This window comes from Microbacterium paulum (genome assembly GCF_015707995.1).
Classification (GTDB): domain Bacteria; phylum Actinomycetota; class Actinomycetes; order Actinomycetales; family Microbacteriaceae; genus Microbacterium; species Microbacterium paulum.
In genome coordinates this window covers 1-20924 of sequence record NZ_JAAGRY010000008.1, presented here as the reverse complement: position 1 = coordinate 20924, position 20924 = coordinate 1, and the positions used below count along the sequence as shown (strand labels likewise).

General features: G+C 70.8%; 18 protein-coding genes. 9 read left to right on the top strand and 9 right to left on the bottom strand.

The annotated features are described in order from the left end of the window. Nucleotide 1: 1 nt before the first annotated feature. From moaC to G3N18_RS03385, 4 genes are read left to right on the top strand one after another with little or no spacing between them, the layout of a single operon-like run. Nucleotides 2-472 carry a cyclic pyranopterin monophosphate synthase MoaC gene (moaC, locus tag G3N18_RS03400; protein WP_196382905.1) on the top strand — a complete coding sequence of 157 codons (471 nt, stop codon included), beginning with the start codon at nt 2-4 and terminating at the stop codon, nt 470-472. Then, a complete protein-coding gene (gene mobA / locus G3N18_RS03395) occupies nt 469-1152 on the top strand; it encodes a molybdenum cofactor guanylyltransferase (protein WP_196382904.1) in 684 nt (227 codons plus the stop codon). The genes moaC and mobA overlap by 4 nt, the downstream gene beginning before the upstream one ends. Then, nucleotides 1149-1421: a DUF6457 domain-containing protein gene (locus tag G3N18_RS03390; protein ID WP_196382903.1), complete on the top strand. Its 273-nt coding sequence runs from the start codon at nt 1149-1151 to the stop codon at nt 1419-1421. Before mobA ends, G3N18_RS03390 begins: the two co-directional genes overlap by 4 nt. Next, complete coding sequence (locus G3N18_RS03385; RefSeq protein WP_196382902.1) at nt 1421-1654, top strand: MoaD/ThiS family protein; 234 nt, start codon at nt 1421-1423, stop codon at nt 1652-1654. The genes G3N18_RS03390 and G3N18_RS03385 overlap by 1 nt, the downstream gene beginning before the upstream one ends. A gap of 33 nt (nt 1655-1687) precedes the next feature. Here G3N18_RS03385 and G3N18_RS03380 read toward each other — a convergent pair whose 3' ends face one another. Then, nucleotides 1688-2113, bottom strand: coding sequence for a molybdenum cofactor biosynthesis protein MoaE (locus tag G3N18_RS03380; RefSeq protein ID WP_196382901.1), 426 nt, complete (start codon nt 2111-2113; stop codon nt 1688-1690). Beyond that, entirely contained in the window at nt 2110-2589 is a 480-nt protein-coding gene (locus G3N18_RS03375; protein ID WP_196382900.1) for a MogA/MoaB family molybdenum cofactor biosynthesis protein, read from the bottom strand. Before G3N18_RS03375 ends, G3N18_RS03380 begins: the two co-directional genes overlap by 4 nt. A gap of 83 nt (nt 2590-2672) precedes the next feature. On the opposite strand from G3N18_RS03375, the gene G3N18_RS03370 reads away from it, so the two are divergent. Then, nucleotides 2673-3425 (top strand): winged helix-turn-helix transcriptional regulator, encoded by a 753-nt coding sequence (locus G3N18_RS03370; protein WP_196382899.1) that lies wholly within the window; start codon nt 2673-2675, stop codon nt 3423-3425. Between the two features lie 25 nt (nt 3426-3450). On the opposite strand, the gene G3N18_RS03365 is transcribed toward G3N18_RS03370, so the two are convergent. Then, entirely contained in the window at nt 3451-4680 is a 1230-nt protein-coding gene (locus G3N18_RS03365) for an MFS transporter (protein ID WP_196382942.1), read from the bottom strand. Nucleotides 4681-4897: 217 nt separating this feature from the next. Between G3N18_RS03365 and G3N18_RS03360 the strand changes: the two genes are divergently transcribed. The 4 genes from G3N18_RS03360 to narI are packed head-to-tail and all read left to right on the top strand — an operon-like array spanning nt 4898 to nt 11782. Then, on the top strand, nt 4898-8641 hold the full coding sequence (locus G3N18_RS03360) for a nitrate reductase subunit alpha (protein ID WP_196382898.1): 3744 nt from the start codon (nt 4898-4900) through the stop codon (nt 8639-8641). After that, nucleotides 8641-10311, top strand: a complete 1671-nt coding sequence (gene narH / locus G3N18_RS03355; protein WP_196382897.1) for a nitrate reductase subunit beta — start codon at nt 8641-8643, stop codon at nt 10309-10311. The genes G3N18_RS03360 and narH overlap by 1 nt, the downstream gene beginning before the upstream one ends. After that, nucleotides 10308-11027 carry a nitrate reductase molybdenum cofactor assembly chaperone gene (narJ, locus tag G3N18_RS03350; RefSeq protein ID WP_196382896.1) on the top strand — a complete coding sequence of 240 codons (720 nt, stop codon included), beginning with the start codon at nt 10308-10310 and terminating at the stop codon, nt 11025-11027. Before narH ends, narJ begins: the two co-directional genes overlap by 4 nt. Then, nucleotides 11024-11782, top strand: coding sequence for a respiratory nitrate reductase subunit gamma (gene narI, locus G3N18_RS03345; RefSeq protein WP_196382895.1), 759 nt, complete (start codon nt 11024-11026; stop codon nt 11780-11782). The genes narJ and narI overlap by 4 nt, the downstream gene beginning before the upstream one ends. A 40-nt stretch (nt 11783-11822) precedes the next feature. On the opposite strand, the gene G3N18_RS03340 is transcribed toward narI, so the two are convergent. From G3N18_RS03340 to G3N18_RS03315, 6 genes are all read right to left on the bottom strand, one after another. Continuing rightward, nucleotides 11823-12890: a cytochrome P450 gene (locus tag G3N18_RS03340; protein WP_206692925.1), complete on the bottom strand. Its 1068-nt coding sequence runs from the start codon at nt 12888-12890 to the stop codon at nt 11823-11825. Next, nucleotides 12877-15525, bottom strand: a complete 2649-nt coding sequence (locus G3N18_RS03335; RefSeq protein WP_196382894.1) for a multicopper oxidase domain-containing protein — start codon at nt 15523-15525, stop codon at nt 12877-12879. Before G3N18_RS03335 ends, G3N18_RS03340 begins: the two co-directional genes overlap by 14 nt. After that, nucleotides 15522-16709 (bottom strand): hypothetical protein, encoded by a 1188-nt coding sequence (locus G3N18_RS03330; RefSeq protein ID WP_196382893.1) that lies wholly within the window; start codon nt 16707-16709, stop codon nt 15522-15524. The genes G3N18_RS03335 and G3N18_RS03330 overlap by 4 nt, the downstream gene beginning before the upstream one ends. Before the next feature lie 258 nt (nt 16710-16967). After that, nucleotides 16968-17579, bottom strand: a complete 612-nt coding sequence (locus G3N18_RS03325; RefSeq protein ID WP_196382892.1) for a GNAT family N-acetyltransferase — start codon at nt 17577-17579, stop codon at nt 16968-16970. A gap of 9 nt (nt 17580-17588) precedes the next feature. Further along, entirely contained in the window at nt 17589-19133 is a 1545-nt protein-coding gene (locus tag G3N18_RS03320) for an SDR family oxidoreductase (protein WP_196382891.1), read from the bottom strand. A gap of 88 nt (nt 19134-19221) precedes the next feature. Then, nucleotides 19222-20924: helicase HerA-like domain-containing protein (locus G3N18_RS03315; protein ID WP_196382890.1), on the bottom strand; the 1703-nt coding region annotated here is incomplete at its 5' end.

The window sequence follows — 20924 nt, the reverse complement described above, 5'->3', positions numbered from 1 at the left end:
CATGACCTTCACCCACCTGGACGCCGCGGGCCACGCCCGCATGGTCGACGTCACCGAGAAGCAGCCCACGGTGCGATCGGCGACGGCGCACGGCTTCGTGCGCTGCGCGCCCACGGTCGTCGAGGCTCTGCGCGACGGCACCACCCCGAAGGGAGACGTGCTCGCGGTCGCGCGGATCAGTGGCATCCAAGCCGCGAAGCGCACACCTGAGCTGCTGCCGCTCGCGCACGTCATCGGCGTGCACGGCGCGAGCGTCGACGTCACGATCGTCGATGAGGGCGTCGAGATCGAGGCGACAGTGCGGACGGCCGATCGCACCGGCGTCGAGATGGAGGCCCTCACCGCCGTCGCCGTGGCCGCTCTCGCCGTGGTCGACATGGTCAAAGGCCTCGACAAGGCGACGTCGATCGAGCAGGTGCACCTCGTTCGCAAGACCGGCGGGAAGAGCGGCGATTGGACGCGCGGGCAATGACCACCTCGACCAGAACGCGCGGTGCGACGGGTGCGATCCTGCTCGCCGGCGGCCGCGCGTCACGCCTCGGCGGCCTCGACAAGCCGCTACTGCAGCGCGCCGGCAGGTCGCTGCTGCAGCGCGCGGTCGACGCGGTCGCGGGGTCGGCGCCCCTCACGATCGCCGGACCAGAGCGCCCGGGCATCGTGCGCGCAAGCGGCGAAAGCGCGGTGAAGTGGGTGCGCGAAGAACCGCCGTTCTCGGGGCCTGCCGCGGCGCTCGTCGCCGTCCTCGACTCGTGGCGTTCATCGGATCGCCCCAGCGCCGACCCTTCGTGGGCGTTCGTGCTCGCGACCGACCTCGCCGACCCGCGCGCCGCCGTCGATGCGCTGCGCGACGCACGGAACGCCCTCGCACCCGGTGAGCGCGCCCGCCGCTGCGGCCTCTGCCTCGCCGACCACGACGGACATCCGCAGTGGCTCGCGGGGCTCTACCGCACCACCGCGCTGTGCCGCGCGGCGAAGGCCGCCCCCGACGCGGCCGCGGGGCTCTCGATGCGGGCGTTGCTCGCCCCCCTCGATCCCCTCGTGCTCGTCGCCTCTGAGCGGGCGACCGCCGACGTCGACACGTGGGACGATCTCGCGCGCGAAGGCATCCAGCCCCCTACGACCACGACCCTGCCATCGGAGACGAACCCATGAGCGAACGCACCCTTCCCCCCGAAGCCCTCGACGCCTGGGCAGCCGCGCTGCGCACCCGGTTCGAGCTCGCCGAAGACGACCTGCCGATCGCTCTCGTCCTCGACCTCGCGCGCGACGTCGCGAACGGTGTCGCCCGCCCGGCCGCACCGTTCAGCGCGTTCGCCGCGGGACTCGTCGCCGGCCGCGCGGGGGGCACCCCCGACGACGTGCGCGCGGCGGTCGCGGCGATCGTCGAGCTCGCCGAAGCCTGGCCCCGCAGGGAGAGCTGATGGCGCGCGTACGCTACTTCGCGGCCGCGGCCGACTTCGCGGGCCGCGCCGAAGAAGAGCGCGGCGAGGGTCGCGTGAGCGAGCTGCGCGCGGCGCTCGCCACCGACTACCCCGCGCTCGGCGCACTGCTGCCGCGTTGCGCCGTGCTGATCGACGGTCGCCGCACCGATGCCGACGCACCGCTCACCGAGACGACGCTCGTCGACGTGCTGCCCCCGTTCGCGGGCGGCTGAGCACGCGGCTGGCCGCGCGGCGCTCGGGCAGGCTCAGCCGCCGATGCCCTTCCAGGCCGCTTCGCCGTCGTCGGTCCACTGCTTCTTCCACACGGGCAGACCACGCTTGATCTCTTCGATGAGGGTTCGGCAGATCTGAAAGGCATCGTCGCGATGCGCCGTGCCGACGGCGATCACGACAGCCGCGTCGCCGACCGCGAGTCGCCCGACGCGATGACTGACGGCCACGGCCGCCCGCCGATCACCGATCGCCCCGATCACGATGTCGTGCAGGGTCGCCTCGGCGTCGGGGTGGGCGGAGTACTCGAGGGCGACGACCTCGGAGCGTGCGTCGGGGTCGTTCGCGCGCACGGTGCCGACGAAGCTCGTCACGGCGCCCACCCACGCACCCTCGACAGCGGCGAGATGCTCGGCGACATCGAGTTCGGTGTCGCGAATGCGGGCGATGCGAATGCTCATGCGTGGTCTCCTCCATCGAGCTGAGCCAGCGCGTGGGGCGCGATGGTGACGATCAGCGGCATGCCGGATGCCACGGCGCGCGGCGACCCCGGAAGGTTCACGATCAGCGCGTCGCCCACGACGCCGGCGCGCCCGCGCGAGAGCATCGCGGCGGGGGTCTCGTCGAGGCCGCGCCGGCGCAGCTCTTCGGCGATGCCCGGCAGCGCGCGCTCGATGACGCGGTCGGTTCCCTCGGGGGTCTGATCGCGCGGCGACAGGCCGGTTCCCCCGGTCGTGACGATCAGGCGCGCACCCGCCGCACACGCGGCGCGCAACGCGTCCTTGACGGCGTCGGCGCCGTCGGGCACGATGATCGCGTCGGGGCAGTCGAACCCCGCGGCTCGCAGCGCCGCGACGGCGAGGGGCCCGCCCTCGTCGGCGCGCAGCCCCGCCGATGAGCGATCCGAGACCGTGATGACGCGGGCAGCCGGGCTCATGCGGCCAGCCTACGCCGCACGCATCGGGGCCCGATACCATCACATCGCACGCTCGCCGCCACGAGACCGCGCATAATCGAAGCATGCCCCGCCCGACGCACGCCTACCGCGGACTGGCTCAGCCGAGCCGGCTGCAGGTCGCGGCGCTGGTGATGGAGCAACCGGGAATCTCGCTCGTCGAGCTCTCTGAGAAGACGGGCCTGCACGCGAACACGCTGCGCGATCACGTGCGCGTGCTCACGAGCGAAGGCATCATCCGCAGCGAGGTCGAGCACCGCGCGATGCGCGGGCGGCCACGGGCGCTGTTCTACCCGATGGATGCCGGGGTCGAGAACGAGGCGGCGCAGAGGCGGATCGAGCAGGCCAAGAAGCACGGCGACCTGCTGCGGCGCATCATGCCCGAGACCGAGTCCGACCCAGAGCTCGCCCTCGGGCCCGACGCCGTCCACCAGCTCGACGCGCTGTACGAGCACCTCGACGAAGTGGGACTCGACCCGCGGGTGGCCGAACGCGACCTCGAGGTGGCCCTGCGCCCGTGCGCCTTCCACACGCTCGTCGACAATCACCGCGAGGCCCTGTGCCGCGTGCACGAGGGGCTCATCCGCGAGGTGCTCGACCGTGCCGGCGGTCCCGTCGAGATCGACCGGCTGCTCCCGCTCGTGAGCGCGCACCGTTGCGAACTCGTGCTGCGTCTGGCGGCCGCACCCGAAGGCGCGGCGGCGCCCGGCGGCAGCGTGGGGCGGGATGCCACTGCGACCGCGACCGCCACCGCGATTTCCGAGGCATCCCCCTCTGGCGACGACGACGTCTGCGCGCCGCGAGCCGGCCGGCGGTGACCGCGTCGGCCGACTCGCGCGGCCGTCACTTCTTGTCGGCGCGCGCACCCGCGCGCTTGTCGGCGAGCATGCCGCCGACGACGAGCGCTCCCGCCCCCACGAGTACCAGCAGCCACAGCCCGAGCGCGTACGAGTTGGTCGCTGAATCGTAGGTGGCGCCCATGACGAGCGGGGGGAAGTACCCGCCCAGACCGCCCGCCGCAGCGACGACGCCCGTCACGGCGCCGACCTTGTCGGGCGGGGTCGACGGGCCGATCCAGGCGAAGACCGCGCCCATGCCGAGGCCCATCGCCGCCGCCATCAGCAAGAAGATCGCGCCGGTCAGCACACCCTCGGGCGGCTGCTGGCCGACGAGGTACGCGCACGCGACGATGCCGGCGAGCGAGAGGAGCGAGATCACCTTCGGGCCGAACCGGTCGGCCAGCACGCCGCCGATCGGGCGGGCGAGCACGGCGGCCGCGGCGAACAGCGCCGTGCGGGTGCCGGCGCCGACGGCATCGATCTGGTCGGGATAGATGGTCAGCAGGTACTTGGGCAGATAGGTCGAGAACGCCACGAATCCGCCGAAGACGATCGCGTACAGGAACGACATCTGCCACGTCACCGCGAGTCGCAGCGCGCCGGCCACCTTGGGCACGAGGGGCTGACTGCTCGGCTTCCAGGCGGGCGATTCGCGCAGGAAGAACCAGATGAGCACCGCCACCACGAGGAGCACCCCCACGATCAGCAGGTGCGTCGGCAGGTAGCCGATCGCTTTCGCGAGACGGGGCGTCGCGAAGGCCGACACGGCCGTGCCGATCATGCCCATACCGAAGACGCCGTTGGCGAATCCGCGGCGCTCGGGCGGGAACCATGCGCTCGAGAACGGCACGCCGACCGCGAAGATCGTGCCCGCGACCCCCAGCAGAAAGCCCGCGACCATGAGCAGCCAGAAGCTGCCGGTCTGCCCGGCGAGAGCGACGAGCAGCACGGCGGGGATCGACCCGAGCAGCACCGCGGTGAACATGCGGCGCCCGCCGAAGCGGTCGGTCAGCGCGCCGACGACGACGCGTCCGAGCGACCCGACGAGCACGGGCGTCGCGAGCATGAGCGAGATCTGCCCCTGGTCGAGGCCCATCTTCTCGGCATAGACGTTCTGCAGCGGGGCGATGCACATCCACGCCCAGAAGCCTGTCGTCGAGGCGAGGGTCGCGAGGAGCACCTGCCCCAGTCCGCCGCGCAGGTCGGGGGTGGTGTTCGGGTGCGGCGACGTCATGGTCGCGCGGGGCTTCGTTGTCACGGTGACTCCCATCGGTGCGCTCACGGTAGCGCCGCTGCCGGAGCGCCCCGAGAGCGGTTCACCGTTGTTATTCCGCGGTCGGGAACGGGGCGGTCGAGCCTCGCCTTCAGCCTGGATTAACCACGGTCTACTCGCCGGGGCCGCGCTGAGTCGCTGGCGATACTGAGCACAGATCGCCAGCGAGGAGAATCCGATGACCCCCGAGATCCGCACGAGGCGCGCCACCGACGGCCCGCTCGAAGACGCCCTCCTCACGATGGGTCGGTTCCTGCACCGCGGCGAGACGAGCGAAGACCTGCGCGCCGTGTTCCTCGAGGGCGGCCGCAAGGGCGACGTCTTCTATCGCGACCGCTGGGCCCACGACAAGGTCGTCCGTTCGACCCACGGCGTCAACTGCACGGGCTCGTGCTCGTGGAAGGTGTACGTCAAAGACGGCATCATCACGTGGGAGACCCAGCAGACCGACTACCCCTCGGTCGGCCCCGATTCACCCGAGTACGAGCCCCGCGGCTGCCCCCGCGGCGCAGCGTTCAGCTGGTACACCTATTCGCCGACGCGCGTGCGCTACCCGTATATCCGCGGCGTTCTCGCCGAGCTCTACCGCGAGGCCAAGCTCACGCATCGCGATCCGGTCGAGGCCTGGGCATCCGTCGTCGAAGACCCCGACAAGGCGCAGCGCTACAAGAGTGCCCGCGGCAAGGGCGGGCTCATCCGCACCACGTGGGATGAGGCGATGGAGATCGCGGCCGCGGCGCACGTCTACACGGTGAAGGTCTACGGCCCCGACCGGGTCGCCGGCTTCTCGCCGATTCCCGCCATGTCGATGGTCAGCCACGGCGCCGGGGCGCGGTTCCTGAACCTTCTGGGCGGCACGATCCTGTCGTTCTACGACTGGTACGCCGATCTGCCCGTCGCGAGCCCCCAGGTGTTCGGCGATCAGACCGACGTGCCCGAGTCGGCCGACTGGTGGAACGCGGGTTACCTCATGATGTGGGGCTCAAACGTACCCGTCACGCGCACGCCCGACGCCCACTTCATGGCCGAGGCGCGCTACCGCGGGCAGAAGGTCGTCACGGTCTCGCCCGACTACACCGACAACACGAAGTTCGCCGACGAGTGGGTCGCCCCGCACCCCGGCACCGATGCCGCCCTCGCCATGGCGATGGGCCACGTCATCTTGACCGAGTTCTTCGTCGAGCGCCGCACCGAGCGGTTCGAGGACTACATGCGCCGCTTCAGCGACGCGCCCTACCTCGTCGCGCTCGAAGAGCACCCCGAAGGTCTCGTGCCGGGCAAGTTCCTCACGGCGAGCGACCTGGGCGGTGCGCACGCCGCCGCACCGCGCGCCGACTTCAAGACGGTGCTGCTCGACCAGCACGGCGAGCCGGTCGTGCCGAACGGCTCGCTCGGCCACCGCTTCACACCCGAAGACGAGGGCACATGGAACCTCGACCTCGAAGGCGTCGTGCCGCCCCTGTCGCTGCGCGATCTCGCGAGCACCACCGAATCGGCCTCGATCGTGCTGCCGCGCTTCGACGTCACCCCCGACGGTGACGATGCCGCCCACGCCGGCGGCACCGGCACGGTGACCCGCGGGGTGCCGGTGCGGCAGGTCGCCGGTCGCCTCGTGACGACGGTGTTCGATCTGCTGCTCGCGCAGTACGGTGTCGCCCGCGAGGGCCTTCCCGGCGAGTGGCCCACCGGCTACGACGACGCGAGCACGCCGGGAACCCCCGCGTGGCAAGAAGAGATCACGAACGTGCCCGCGGCGCAGGCCGCGCGGATCGGGCGCGAGTTCGCCGACAACGCCGAGCGCAGCGGCGGGCGCTCGATGATCCTCATGGGTGCGGGCACCAACCACTGGTTCCACTCCGACACGATCTATCGCACCTTCCTCGCGCTGACGACGATGACCGGATGCCAGGGCGTCAACGGCGGCGGCTGGGCGCACTACGTCGGTCAAGAGAAGGTGCGCCCGATCACGGGGTACTCGCAGTACGCGACCGCCGCCGACTGGGGGCGCCCGCCGCGCCAGAACATCGGCACGGCGTTCTGGTATCTCGCGACCGACCAGTGGCGATACGACGGCCTGCCCGCCTCGTCACTCGCCTCTCCGCTGGCCCGCGGCCAGTTCGACGACCGCACGACGGCGGACTGCCTCGTCGAATCGGTCAAACGCGGGTGGATGCCGGCGTATCCGACGTTCTCGCGCAACCCCCTCGACCTATGCGACGAGGCCGAGGCCGCCGGCAAAGAGCCCGCCCAGCACATCGTCGACGAGCTGACCGACGGGTCGCTGCAGTACGCGGTCGAAGACCCCGATGCGCCCGAGAACTTCCCGCGCGTGATCTCGATCTGGCGGGCGAACGTGCTGGGGTCTTCGGGCAAGGGCAACGAGTACTTCCTCAAGCACCTGCTCGGCACCGACTCGGCGGTGCGCGCCCCCGAGTCGCCCGAAGGCTCGCGCCCGCGCGACATGGCGTGGCACGACGAGGCGCCCGAGGGCAAGCTCGACCTCTTGATGACGGCAGATTTCCGCATGACCTCGACGACGCTGTTCAGCGATCTCGTGCTTCCCGCCGCCACCTGGTATGAGAAGTACGACCTGTCCTCGACCGACATGCATCCCTTCATCCACGCCTTCACGCCGGCGATCACGCCGCCGTGGCAGACGCGCACCGACTTCGATCTGTTCGGCTCGCTCGCCGAGAAGTTCAGCGAATACGCACGCCTGCACCTGGGCGTGCGCCGCGACGTCGTCGCCTCGCCGCTGCAGCACGACACCCCCGACGTCATGGCGACCCCGCACGGCATCGTGCCGGGCGACGCCCCACTCGTGCCGGGCGTCACGATGGCCAAGCTCATCGTCGTGGAACGCGACTACGCCAACCTCTACGAACGGTGGAAGGCTCTCGGCCCCCTGACGGCGAAGCTCGGCATGACGACGAAGGCGATCACCTATCGCCCCGACGTCGAGATCGAGCAGCTGAAGCACAAGAACGGCACCGTGGCGAGCGGGCCCTACGCCGGCAGCGTGCTGCTCGACACCGACAAGAAGGCGTGCGAGATGATCCTCGCCTTCTCGGGCACGAGCAACGGCCGCCTCGCGGTGCAGGGTTTCCGCGAGCTCGAGAAGAGAACCGGTCAGCGCATCGCGCAGCTCGCCGAAGACCACGAGGGCTCGCACATCACGTTCCAAGACGTGCAGATCCAGCCGCGGAGCGTCATCACCTCGCCCGAATGGTCGGGGTCTGAGCACGGCGGCCGCCGCTACACGGCCTTCGCGATCAACGTCGAGCACCTGAAGCCCTGGCACACCCTCACCGGGCGCCAGCACTTCTACCTCGACCACGACTGGATGAGCGAGCTCGGCGAGAACCTGCCGATCTTCCGCCCGCCGCTCGATATGCACCGCCTGTTCGATTCCGAGAAGGTCGGCACGACCAAGCGCATCGCGGGCCCCGGCGCCCCGGGGCAGACCGAGGTGACGGTGCGCTACCTCACGCCGCACTCGAAATGGTCGATCCACTCCGAGTACCAAGACAACCTGTTCATGCTCTCGCTCAGCCGCGGCGGCCCCACGATCTGGATGAGCCCGCAAGACGCCCAGAAGATCGGCGTGCGCGACAACGAGTGGATCGAGTCGTACAACCGCAACGGCGTCGTCGTCGCCCGCGCGATCGTCTCGCACCGCATGCCCGAGGGCACGGTGTACATGTACCACGCGAAGGACCGCACGGTCGATGTGCCGATCGCCGAGACGAGCGGCCTGCGCGGTGGCATCCACAACTCGCTCACCCGCATTCTGCTCAAGCCCAGCCACCTCATCGGCGGCTACGCGCAACTGGCGTGGGCGTTCAACTATCTCGGCCCGACGGGCAACCAGCGCGACGAGATCACGACGATCCGTCGCCGCAGCCAGGAGGTGCAGTACTGATGAAGGTCATGGCGCAGATGTCGATGATCATGAATCTCGACAAGTGCATCGGATGCCACACCTGCTCGGTCACGTGCAAGCAGGCGTGGACCAACCGCACAGGTGTCGAGTACGTGTGGTTCAACAATGTTGAGCCCCGCCCCGGCGTCGGCTACCCCCGCACCTACGAAGACCAGGAGAAGTGGCGCGGTGGCTGGGTGCGCACGGGGCGCGGCCGGCTGAAGCTGCGCGGCGGCGGGCGTTTGTCGAAGCTCGCGCACATCTTCTCGAACCCGAAGCTTCCCGAGATCCAGGACTATTACGAGCCCTGGACGTACGACTACGACATGCTGCTGAACGCCCCCGCGGGCTCGCAGACCCCGGTCGCCCGCCCGAAGAGCCTGCTCACCGGCGAAGACATGAAGATCTCGTGGTCGGCCAACTGGGACGACGACCTCGGCGGATCGCTCGAGACGATGCACGACGACCCGATCCTCAAGAAGATGAGCGAAGAGGTAAAGGCCGAGTTCGAGAAGGCCTTCATGTTCTACCTGCCCCGCATCTGCGAGCACTGCCTGAACCCCTCGTGCGTGGCATCCTGCCCCTCGGGTGCGATGTACAAGCGCGCCGAAGACGGGATCGTGCTGGTCGACCAGGACCAGTGCCGCGGATGGCGCATGTGCGTGTCGGGGTGCCCCTACAAGAAGGTGTATTTCAACCATCGCACGGGCAAGGCCGAGAAATGCACGATGTGCTACCCGCGCATCGAGGTGGGTCTTCCGACGGTGTGCTCCGAGACGTGCGTCGGGCGCCTGCGGTACCTCGGCATCGTGCTCTACGACGCCGACCGGGTCGCCGAAGCCGCCTCGGTCGAAGACGACAAGGCCCTGCTGCAGGCGCAGCGCGACATCATCCTCGACCCGTTCGATCCCGCCGTCATCGAAGCGGCACGACAGGGCGACATTCCCGAGGACTGGATCGAGGCGGCGCAGCGCAGCCCGATCTGGAAGCTCATGCGCTACGAAGTCGCCCTGCCGCTGCACCCCGAATACCGCACCATGCCGATGGTCTGGTACATCCCGCCGCTGTCTCCCGTCGTCGACGTCGTGACCGGGTCGGGCAACGACGGCGAAGACGCGCGCACCCTGTTCGCCGCGATCGACAAGCTGCGCATTCCGATCGGCTATCTCGCCGAACTCTTCACCGCCGGCGAGGTCGCGCCCGTCGATCTGGCGCTCCGCCGTCTCGCGGCGATGCGCTCGTACATGCGTGGGGTGAACCTCGAAGACGAGCGCGACGAGCGCATCGCGCGCGCGGTGGGCATGACGGGCGCCGAGATCGAGGAGATGTACCGACTGCTCGCGATCGCGAAGTACGAAGAGCGCTACGTGATCCCCTCCGCGCACACCGAGCAGGCCCACGCGCTCGAAGAGATGGCGTGCTCGCTCGATTTCGACGGCGGGCCCGGCATGGGCGGGGCGGGACCGTTCGGCTCGTCGAGCGGCCCCAGCGTGCCCGTCGCGGTCGAGAACTTCCACATGCTCGCCGATCGACAGACCGCCGATCGCCCCTCGACGCCGGGGCGCGTCAACCTCCTCAACTGGGACGGCAACGGCAGCGCCAACGGGCTCTTCCCGCCGTCGTCGATGACCGAGGTACGCGACACCGGCAAGAAGAAGGATCGTTCATGAGCTCGGTACTGGCCCGTGTGACACCGCGCCGCGCCCTGCCGCCGGAGCTCCCCTCGGTGCGCCTGACGCCCGCGCAGCGCTCGCACGCGCACATGCTCGCCTCGCTCCTGCTCGACTACCCCGACGCTCGGTGGTTCTCGCGTCTGCCCGCACTGCGCGAGCATGCCGAGAGGCTGCCCGCCGCGATCTCTTCGCCGCTCATCGCGTTCATCGACGAGGCCGAGAGCGCGGGCGATGCCGCGTGGCAGCGCCGCTACGTCACGACGTTCGATCTGAAGCGCAAGTGCAGCCTGTATCTGAGCTACTACGCGACGGGCGACACCCGCCGGCGCGGCGTCGCCCTCGTGACGTTCCTCGAGGCGTACCGGGCGGCGGGGTGGGAGTTCGAGGCCGACGACCTGCCCGACTATCTGCCCGCCGTGCTCGAGTTCTCGGCGCGCGCCGAGTCTGAGATCGCCGATGCCCTGATCGCCTCGCACCGCGAGGGCATCGAGGTGCTCCGCGCGGCGCTCGAGGGCATGTCGAGCCCATGGGCGCTCATCGTGCAGACGATCACGCAATCACTGCCGCCGATCGATGCGGCCACGCGCGAACGCTACCTGGGCCTGATCAACGAGGGCCCGCCCACCGAAACGGTCGGACTCAGTTTTCTCGGCCAACTTCCGCCCTTCTCCCCCGTTTCGCAGCAGACCCCCGCCTTCAGGAGTGCGCCGTGACCGCTCAGCAGATCATCCTCTGGGTCGCCGTGCCCTATGCCGCGATGGCCGTTTTCGTCGTCGGGCACCTCTGGCGCTACCGCTACGACAAGTTCGGCTGGACGACACGCTCGAGCCAGACCTACGAGAACCGGCTGCTGCGCTGGGGCTCGCCGATGTTCCACATCGGCATCCTCATGGTCATCGCCGGGCACGTCGTGGGACTGTTCATCCCCCGCGAATGGCTCTACGCGATCGGCATCAGCGAAGAGATCTACCACCTGGGTGCGACGGGGATGGGCTCGTTCGCAGCCGTCCTGACCCTCGCGGGCCTCGGCATCCTCATCTATCGACGCCGCACGGTCGGCCCGGTGTTCCTCGCCACCACCGTGATGGACAAGGTGATGTACGTCTTCCTCGGCGCAACGCTCGGGTTCGGCACGCTCGCGACATTCGTCTACCAGGTGTTCGGCAGCGGGTTCCACTACCGCGAGACCATCTCGCCGTGGATCCGCAGCCTCTTCCTCTTCCAGCCGCGCGTCGAGCTCATGGCCGAGGTGCCGCTGCTGTTCCAGCTGCACGTGCTGACGGCGTGCGCGCTGTTCGCGCTGTGGCCCTTCACGCGCCTCGTGCACGTGTTCTCGGCGCCCGTGGGGTATCTGTTCCGCCCCTACGTCGTGTACCGCTCGCGCGACGGTGTGCGCGGTGCGCGCACACCGCGTCGCGGCTGGGAGCCGGTCGGGGCCCCCGATCCCGAACGCCTGCGACGGCTCTGACCCGGGCGGCGTCAGCCGACGCGTACGGGCGGCGTCGCCGTCAGCCGACGCGCACGGGCACTTCGCGAAAACCCGCGGCGGGCGCCTCTTCGCGCACCGCCGGGCCCGCGAGAGCCACGCGGCCGGCCCGCAGCAGCGCCCGCACGAGCACGCGCAGTTCTCGCGTCGCGAGGAGGCGCCCCGGGCAGACGTGCGGTCCGGTGCCGTAGACGAGGTTGTCTGCCGCATGGCCCGCGGGATCGAACGTCCCCGGGTCGCCGAACACCTCGGGATCGCGATTGGCGGCGCGCCAGTCGAGCACGACGACGTCGCCCGCGCGCACGGGGCATCCGGCGATGTCGGTGTCGACCCTCGCGCGACGGCGGTTCGAGACGAACGGGTCGTCGGCCCGCAGGATCTCATCGATCGCAGCATCGAGATCGGCGTCGCTCGCCTCGGCGAGGTGATGCTGATGCTCGGGATGCCGGGCGAGCCAGTGCACGATGACACCCGCGCACAGCGCGAGCGACCCGAGGTCGCCGCCCGTCACGTTCCGAAGGATCGAGACGAGCTCATCATCGCCGAGCGCGGACCCGTCGTCGTGACGCAGCGCCATGAGAGCAGAGGTCACATCGCCGCGCGGGGTCTCTCTGCGGCGGCGCAGCAGCTCGCGGATGATCGCGTCTAAACGCTCGGCGATGACCGCGGTGGCTTCAGAATGCCCCGTGCGCGAGGCCACCCGGTTGTCGGCGACCCACTCGAGTAGCGGCTCCTCCCATTCGGGCAGCCAGCCGAGCCAGGCCGATTGCGCCCGCACCGCGAACCGCGCGCCGAGGTCGCCCACGGCACCGAAAGGCTCGGAGCGTTCGACCAGCTCGCTCAGAAGGTCGGCGGCGATCGCTTCGAGGTCGGCCGTGAGGGCGTCGACGGCGTCGGCATCCATGAACGGATCGATCAGGCGGCGCATCTCGGCGTGCGCCGCGCCGTCGAGGCCGTTCGGCACCTGCAGGTGGCGCGAGACCGCGCTCGAGAACCCCGCGGCGTCGCGCGCGATGCGCGTGACCTCGGCGTGATCGCCGATCACCACGCGACCGTGCCCGTCGACGGAGATGCGCTCATTGGTCGACATGGAAGATTCCTTTCGCGCCCTTCTCGGCGTCGCTCATGATGTGGGTGACGAAGGGATAGTTGCCTGCTTCGGCGAAGGCCAGCTCGACGAAGCCGCCCTGCGCGGGCTGCATCGCGAGCGCCTGCGACCCGCCCGGGTCATCGGGGCGCAGTGTGTAGGCGCCCTCGAAGAACACCGTGTCGAATTGCCCGCCGACGACGTGGAACGACGAGGCGGTGTTGGGCCCGGCGTCGAGGGTCCACACCCGCACGCGCTCGCCGACCGATGCCGCGAGCGGCCGGTAGACGTACTGGTCGGCGTACCCGTTGAACGCGACCAAGTCGGGCTGCTGCGTCGCGATGCGATCCGCGTCGGCCGTCTCGCCCTGCGCGCCGAGATAGAACTCGCTCTGCACGAGCAGGTACTCGCGGGAGACCGGAGCGAGATCGGGCGGATCGATGATGACGGCGCCGAACATGCCGTTGGCGATGTGCATCGACATCGGCATGGTCGAGCAGTGATACATCCAGATGCCGGCCTGTGTCGCGGTGAAGGTGTAGGTCAGGCTCTCGCCCGGTTGGATCGTGCGCATCGGCTGGTCGGGGGCGAGCATGCCGGCGTGGAAGTCGATCGAGTGGCCGATCGAACCGTCGTTGGCGAGGGTGATCTCGAAGCGATCGCCGATGCGGCCGCGCAGCACCGGCCCGGGCGAGGTGCCGCCGAACGTCCACCGCGTCTGGCTGATGCCGGGGGCGACATCGGTCACGATCTCGTGCACCGTGAGGGTGACGCGGTGGACGGTCTCGTCCGAGGCGGGTTCCAGAGCCGCCGGCCAGGCGGAGAAGTCGTCTGCAGGCGTGGCCGACAGGTCGATGTCGTCGGCGGCACTCGAGCCCGAAGAGGCACTGTGGTCGTGCGACATGTCCATGCCGTCGCTGTCGCCGCCTTCCGACGCGGTCGCGGTCGCGGAGCCGGTGGGCGCTCCCGTGACGCGCACCGTGAGCTCCATGCCCATCTGCCGATGACCGGCGATCGAGCACCACCCCTCCAGGTCGGCGCCGATCAGCCCTACCTCGATCGTCGCGGCGTCGCCGGGGGCGAGCCGCGGGGTGCGTACGCCGTTCGCGAAGGTCAGGTCGTGCACGTCCGCGCCGGTGTTGTGAAAGGTCACGACGAGCGCGTCACCATAGGGAACGTCGATCTCGGACGGCGTGAAGTGCATCCCCTCGACCTCAACCGTCACCTCGGTCGTCGCCCCCGACGCGATGACCTCTCCCGCCGGCGCCGCGATCGAGATTCCCACCGCGGCCGGATCGGCGGCGACGCCCGCACCCACGCAGAGCGCGAGCACCGCGAATGCCGCGACGACGGCGCCCGTTCGCGGGGCCGGAGCGGGCGGCGCGGCAACCGTCGGAGCCTGCAGCCGCACGACGCGCGAACGGTCGGGGGCATCGCCCTCCGCGCGCCGCACGCGGCGACCGAGGATCACCGCACGCACGAGCAAGACGGCGAAAGCGATCGCGACGCCCAGCGCGACGAACGAGAGCAGCACGCGCGCGAGCGACGGCATCGGCAAGAGATACAGGGCGATCGCGCCGTTGAGCGCAGCGACCCGGAACGCGGCGCCGCGGTCGAGCACGTCCGCTGCGACTTCTGCCGCGGCGGGGCTTCCGAGCGCGACGACGGGCAGCAGATAGCTCAGCGCACCCATGAGCAGCTGCACCCCGAAGCCCGCCACGAGGGGCCCGAGCGCCATGAGATAGCCGGCGCGCAGTCCCGCCCAGTCGGGGGCGAGCACGCCGATGACGACGAGCGTTGCCGCAGCGATGACCGCCCAGGCATACGCCGCCGCGAGACTCCATCCGGCGAAGGTTCCCGGTGGCATCCGGCGCGCGTGACGCCACCCGGCTCGCCCCAGAAGAAGCGCACCGGCGAGCCAGATCGTCATGCCCACGGCGACGAGGGGGCGCAGATCGACCAGCGGCCCCGTCGCCGCGACGACGAGCCCCGCGACGAGCACGGGCAGGGCGCGGCGGGCGGCGGCGTCTGCGCTGTCGTCCATGCGCGCGTGCAGGACGGTCGGCCACAGCAGCACGAGCGTGCCGAGGGCCGTGAGACCGATCCAGCCGTAGGCGTTCAGCACGATATGAGCCGCCACCAGGCGATCGGTCACCCCGGGGTCGGCGAGGGCGCCCATCACGGCCCCGATCGCGATGCCCCCGAGGAACACCAGCGCCGCGGCGACGTAGTAGCGCACGAGCGGCCCGAAGCGCGAGGGCAGGGCTCGCCGCAACTGCACGAACAGCACCACGGCATGCACGACGATCGCCGCGGCGACACCTGTCGCGCCGACGATCACGAGCGGAGCGCTGCCGCTGAGGATGCCGGCGATGACGACGGCCGCGCCGCTCGAATGCGCTCCGAGCCGCACCGCGAGCCCGACGCGCCCCGCCGGAGCGGGGCGTCGCAGCAGCGTGTCGCTGAAGTGCTGCGACCAGATGAGGATCGCGGCCGTCGCCGCGCCCAGCAGCGGCACGTGCACCATCAGCCACAGCGGCTGGTTCACGAACCGGTGGATCGTGACGGCGACGAAGGTCATCACGATCCAGGCGAAGACGACGGCGTTCGTCAGCAGGTACCAGTTGCGGCGGCTCATCGGGGTTGCTCCTCTCGCTCTGCTTGTCGCTCTGTTTCTCGCTCAGCGCGCGCGTGGCGCCCGGCCCGCACCGAGAGCACGATGACCGTCGCCGCGAAGCCGACCATCGCGACGACGGCACCGACGCCGCCGACACGCAGCGCCGTGACCGACCCCCAGGCATCCCCCGCCACGACCCGCACGAGAAGCGACGCCTGCAGCACGGCGACGGGCACGTACATGACGGGATGGTAGGGAATGCGAACGCGCAGCACGGCCGGCAGGATCAGCGCCGCGTGAGCCATCACCAGGGTGATCACGAATCCGAGGAAGACGGCGTGGGTCGTGGCGTCGTAGACCGGCCCATCGGTGCGGGCTCCGCCGAGCAGCCACCCGGCTCCGGCTACGACGAGCCAGCCGTACCCGGCGAGCAGGCAGACCGCGATGAACCGCGGCTGCGCGCGCGTGCGCACCGTCACGCGCGCGATGTCGTAACGGTAGAGCCACGCGGCCAGGGCAAGCAGCAGGGCACCCGCGGCGGGGACCGCCACCGTCGGCGCGACGAGGCTCACGACAGCCGCGACAGAGAGCCCCACCGCGAGCGCGAACACCGTTGTCTCAGCCGCGCGGCCGGGCGCGGCGACGCGCGCGAGCTCGAGCCGTTCACCCGCGATCGTGAGCACGAGGAAGACCGCGAACAGCGGAACCATTCGCGGCGGAGGCACCGAGGCTGCCCAGACGAGGGCGGCGACGGTGCCGGTGACGGCGCCGAGCGCCTGCACAGCCGTCGCCGTCATCGGCTGCCGGCGCCACACGGCGCGGTACTGCCCGACATGCACAGTCATGCCGAGACCGATGAGCGCTTGCCCGGCGATGACGGGCAGCGCGGTGAGAATGGCGATGGCGCCGGCTGCCATCAGCACGGGCGCGGCGAAGGCCCACGCCGCGCGCAGGGCCACGGCACGCTCGAGCGAGATGAGGGTGCCGAGGAATCCGAAGACGAGCAGGGGCGCGTGCAGATCGGCAAGCCGCGAGAGCATGAGCGGCGCGGGAACACCCAGAAGCACGAGCCCCGCGTCGAGACCGACCAGCATGATCGCGCCCGCCGGCACGACGATCACCAGTCGAGGCCACGCGCCTCTGCGGCGGCGCGCAGCGCCCCGCGCCGCACCCGCGGGCGAAGCACCCGGAGCGCGCGTATCCATGCTTCGACGGTACGCGCGAGCCTCGCCGCCCGAATCGGCTAGGCCGGGTTTAATCCACCCGCCGTCCGTGCCCGCGCTCGGCCCGGTGGCGTCCCCGCTCCCCCGCGTTCTCCCCGTCTTCCGTTCCGAAAGCAGGGCGAACCGTCCCTCCGCGCAGCGCGGAGCCCCGCGCGGACCGATTCAGCCTGCTTTCGGAACACCCCGACGCCCCACTCCGCCGCCGGTGAGCCCAGAAGGCCCCCGGCGGGGTCGGCAGCGCTACAGCTCGCGACCGAAGGCGACCACGTCGGCGTGCGACGGGATGCGGCTGAAGCCGGTCCGCTCGTAGAACGCTGCGGCCGAGGTGTTCCGCACGTCGGCGGCGAGGTGCAGTCCCCTCACACCGCGTTCGCGGAGCGCCGCGACCAGCGTGTCGATGAGGCGGCGACCGAACCCCTGCCCCTGCAGTTCGGGCAGCAGGTCGATGTGCAGGTGCGCGCGATAGGTGTCGCCGAACGGCTCGGCACCGCCGCGGCGACCGTAGGCGTAGGCGACGGTGCCGTCTTGGCGCGTGCGCTCCGCGGCGGGGCGCTCAGGGTCGGGCAGCGGCCAACGCTCGGCGAACCGAGGCCACCACTCGCCCTGGAACCAGTCCTCGAACGCTCGCGTGTCGTCCGTGCCGACGATGTAGCCCGCAACGCGGCCGTCATCGGTCTCGACGACGAACGCGAGGTCTGGGTGCCGCGCCACATAGGGCAGCACGAACACCTCGCCCCACAGGTCGTCGTCGGCGAAGATGCCGGTCGCGTCGGCGCCGGCGTCGGCGGTTTTCAGGCAGATCTCCGACAGGGCGGCTTCGTCGCCGGGCTGAAACGGGCGGATGCGGGGCATCCGTTCAGCCTATGAAGGCTCGGGCGCCTCTGCCGTCGCCGTGATCCGGTTCGCCATGCCGCGGAAGATGAACCCGTGGAAGGGCAGCACGGCGAGCCAGTACAGGCGCCCGGCGAGCCCTGCGGGGAAGAACACCGCCCGCTGGCGGTAGCGGGCGCCGCCCAAGCCGTCCGGCGCCGGATCGCACTGCAGGTCCAGCCAGGCGAGGCCCGGCACCTTCATCTCGGCGCGCAGGCGCAGGAGGTGCCCGGGGTCGACTTTCTCGACCCGCCAGAAGTCGATCACGTCTCCCACCGCGACCCGCGTTCGGCTCCGCCGCCCACGCGAGAGCCCGACTCCCCCGACGACGCGGTCCATCCACCCGCGCACGGCCCACAGGAGCGGCGCCGAATACCAGCCGTTCTCGCCGCCGATCCCCTCGATCACGGCCCAGAGCCGCTCGGGCGTTGCCGTCGTGTCGGCGACCCGCACATCGGTGAAGACCGTCCGTCCCGCCCAGTCGGGGTCCGACGGCAGGGGGTCCGACGGCACGCCGGTGACGTCGGCATCCTGCCAGCTCGTCTCGACGGTGTCGGCCTCGACGCGGCCGAGGGCGAGCGCGACGGCGGCGCGATACGGGGTGAGACCGCCCTCGGGGCGCGGGATCAGCTCATCGACGGCATGGTCGTCCATCACGCACTCGTTCTGCAGCGAGGCGATGAGCGGCCGGGCGATCGACCGCGGCACGGGCGTGACGACGTTCACCCAGTGCGAGGCGAGGCCCGGGGTGAGCACCGGCAGCGGCGCGATGGGACGCTGTGGCAGGCCAGCCTCGACGGCGTAGCCGTTCATCATCTGCCCGTACCGCCAGACGTCCGGCCCGCCGATGTCGACGGCGCGGTTCACGTCGGGCGCGACGCGCGCCGCCCCCAGCAGGTAGTGCAGCACGTCGCGCACCGCGATCGGCTGGATGCGGTTGCGCACCCAGCGGGGCGCCGGCATGTAGGGCAGCACCTCGGTGAGGTGCCGGATCATCTCGAACGACGCCGACCCCGACCCGATCACGACACCCGCCTGCAGCACGAGCGTGGGCACGCCGCTGCGCAGGAACACCTCGCCCACCTCGACCCGTGAACGCAGGTGCGGGCTGAGCTCCACGCCCTCCGGATGCAGACCGCCGAGGTACACGATGCGGTGGACGGATGCCTTCGCCGCCGCATCCGCGACGGCGTGCGCGGCGGCGAGGTCGGCCCGCTCGAACCCCTTCCCCTGCGCCATCGAGTGGATGAGGTAGTACAGCACGTCGACGTCGACGGTCGCCGCGGCGAGCGCCTCGGCATCCGTCGCACTGCCCTCGACGACCTCGACGTCGTCCCCCCAGTCGAACGCCGCGAGTCGCGCCGGGTCGCGCACGAGCACCCGCACCCGGTAGCCCGCCGCGAGAAGCCGGGGCACGAGCCGACCGCCGATGTAGCCTGTCGCGCCGAGCACGAGCGCGCGCGGCGCCGTGCCGTCCGGGCGCGGCTCGGCGCGCAGGGCCTCTTCACGCCCCGTGGGGGCCGACAGCTCGGTCATGCGGCGAGCGTACGGCGATCTGCGCGCTCAGGCGCAGGGCTTGCGCCTGGGCGCCGCGCGAGGTAATCCGTGAGCCGCCCGGCGCAGGTCAGCGACGCCCCGTACCGAAGATCCCCCGGATGACCGAGTTGAGGATGGTCTGCGTCGACTTGGAGTTCAGCACCTGCTCGAGGGGCGAGGTCTCCTTCTTGCGTGAGGTGCGGGTCGTGCCGCCGGTCGACTTCATGATGCGGTCGTACTCGCGCTGGCGCTCCTTCTCGGCGGCGGCCTCGGCTTTCGCGGCGGCGGCCTGCTGCTTCGCGAGCTCTTTGTCGGCGTCGGCCTGCGCCTTCGCCTGCTCGGCGGCGGCCTGCGCCGCGGCGTCGGCCTCGGCCGCGGCGTTCATCTTGGCCGTGAGGATCTCGCGCGCCGACTCGCGGTCGATCGCGGTGCCGTACTTCGCCAGCAGCGGGGATGCCTTCACGGCGCGTTCGATGTCGGGGTCGGGCGTCGGCGACATGAGCCCCTGCGGAGCGCGCAGCCGCGTCCACGCGACGGGCGTCGGCGCGCCCTTCTCGCTCATGACGGTGACGATCGCCTCACCGGTGCCGAGCTCCTGCAGCACGCGCTCGAGGTCGTACCCGCTCTTGGGGTAGGTGCCGACGGTCGCACGCAGCGCCTTCGCGTCGTCGGGCGTGAACGCGCGCAGCGCGTGCTGCACGCGCGAGCCCAGCTGCCCGAGCACGTCGGAGGGCACGTCTTTCGGGGTCTGCGTCACGAAGAAGACGCCCACGCCCTTCGAGCGGATGAGCCGCACGGTCTGGGTGATCGACGAGAGGAAGTCCTTCGAGGCATCCTTGAAGAGCAGGTGCGCCTCGTCGAAGAAGAACACGAGCTTCGGCTTGTCGAGGTCGCCCACTTCGGGCAGCAGCTCGTAGAGCTCGGCGAGCAGATACATGAGGAACGTCGAGAACAGCGCGGGCTTGTCGGCGACGCCGGGCACCTCGAGCAGCGAGATCACGCCGCGCCCGTCGGGGGCGGTGCGCAGAAAATCGTGCACGTCGAACTCGGGTTCGCCGAAGAACACATCGGCCCCGTCGTCGGCGAAGGTGATGAGCTCGCGCAGAATGACCCCGGCCGTCGCGGGCGAGAGCCCGCCGAGCTCTTTCAACTCGCCTTTGCCCTCGTCGCTCGTGAGGTAGCTGAGCACGGCACGGAGGTCGGAGAGATCGACCAGCGCGAGCCCGTTCTCGTCGGCGTAGTGGAACACCAGCCCGAGGCTCGACTCCTGCGTCGGGTTGAGGCCGAGCACCTTGCTCAGCAGCAGCGGCCCGAACCCCGACACCGTCGCGCGCACGGGCACGCCCTTTCCGATGCCGCCGAGGGCGAAGTATTCGGTGACGGATGCCTCGGGCTTCCACTCCTGGCCGATCGCCTTGGTGCGGGCGAGGAGCTTGTCGTTCGGCTCCCCCGGCGTCGCAACGCCGGAGAGATCGCCCTTCATGTCGGCGGCGAACACCGGCACGCCCTTGGCCGCGAGCTGTTCGGCGAGCCCCTGCAGCGTGCGGGTCTTTCCGGTGCCGGTGGCCCCGGCGACGAGCCCGTGCCGGTTCATCATGCCGAGCGGGATGCGGATCTGCGCGGTCGGCACCGGGTCGCCGTTCATCAGTGCGCCGAGGTCGAGCGTCTCGCCCGCGAACGTGTACCCCGCGGTGATCGCGGCGATCTCGTCGGCGCCGAGCGGGCCGGATGCCTCGGCGGGCGCCGGCGCGGCGGGGGCGGGCTCGGCGGGCGCGGGATCGGCGGATGCCT